Source organism: Candidatus Enterococcus avicola, assembly GCF_047470845.1.
Classification (GTDB): domain Bacteria; phylum Bacillota; class Bacilli; order Lactobacillales; family Enterococcaceae; genus Enterococcus_D; species Enterococcus_D casseliflavus.
On sequence record NZ_JBLGTY010000056.1, the window covers coordinates 1 to 1046 of the forward strand.

Sequence of the window (1046 nt, forward strand, 5' to 3'; positions counted from 1 at the left end):
GGCTCTTCGACATTTAGTGTTGGTAGAGAAAGATACAACTGAAAATTTAGTCATAACCAGTTAGGCAGATTGCTTAACTGGTTTTTGTTTTACTTGGAAGATTAAGCCTTGAATGAGATAAATTCTTGCTCGAAAGTTGTGGAAATTTCGATAGCCGTAGGCTACTCGTTTTATCACTTTTATCTTGTTGTTTGTTCCTTCTAATGCACCATTGCTATACCTGGTTTTTAAAGCATATTGAATCCCTAATTTGTATTTATTTAAAAACGTCAGCTTCTTACAAAACCATTGTGGGAGGCGTTGATCTAAGCTGTTGATCGTATCGAAAAAGCTTTGGCTGTCCTTGTGTTTAAAGTGATAGAGGAGGAGCTGACAGGTCTCGTAAGCCCTTGTTAATTGCTCGTCATAACTCAAAAGTTCATCGACGATCGCTTTTTGCGTCATTGGTCTACGAAAGGATCGATCATATTGATAATTGGAACTATCCAGATCATAGGCATGCTTAAGGAGTAATTTCCAGAATCGCTTCAATCGTCGATACTTTGTCGGTTCCGTTTTTTGAAAGCTGTTCATTGTTTTAATTCGCAACTGGTTTAACGCACGAGTGATTTGTTGGACAATGTGAAAGCGATCAGTCACGATTTTTGCGTTTGGGAAGACCGCCTTTACAAGTTCAAAATAAGGGGCATTCATATCCATCACGACGTATTTCACGTTCGCTCGTGCTTTTCGAGTGAATTTAAGGAAATATGGTTTTAAGAAAGCAAGGCGACGATTCTCCAATACACCGATTAATTGCTGGGTCTGCCCATTCATAAAAACAAAACTCATTTTTCCACTGCAGGACTTCATCGATCTGAACTCATCAAAACAAAGGACCGAAGGTAACGTATCAAAACGAGGATGATACGTTTTTAAGCAGGTGTGCAGGACACGCAGAACGGTTACGTCAGAGACAAAATAGCGATCGGCAATTTCTTTTCTTGTTGTATTCTTCGCCAGTTCCAAGGCAATTTGAACCTTTAATTCCTTTGAAAGATAGCAGT

The 1046-nt window shown here is 39.2% G+C and carries 1 protein-coding gene; it reads right to left on the reverse strand.

What is annotated here, in order from left to right:
- Positions 1–60: 60 nt before the first annotated feature.
- On the reverse strand, positions 61–1046 hold a 986-nt coding region (locus ACI3E5_RS17550), incomplete at its 5' end, for an ISL3 family transposase (protein WP_498855888.1).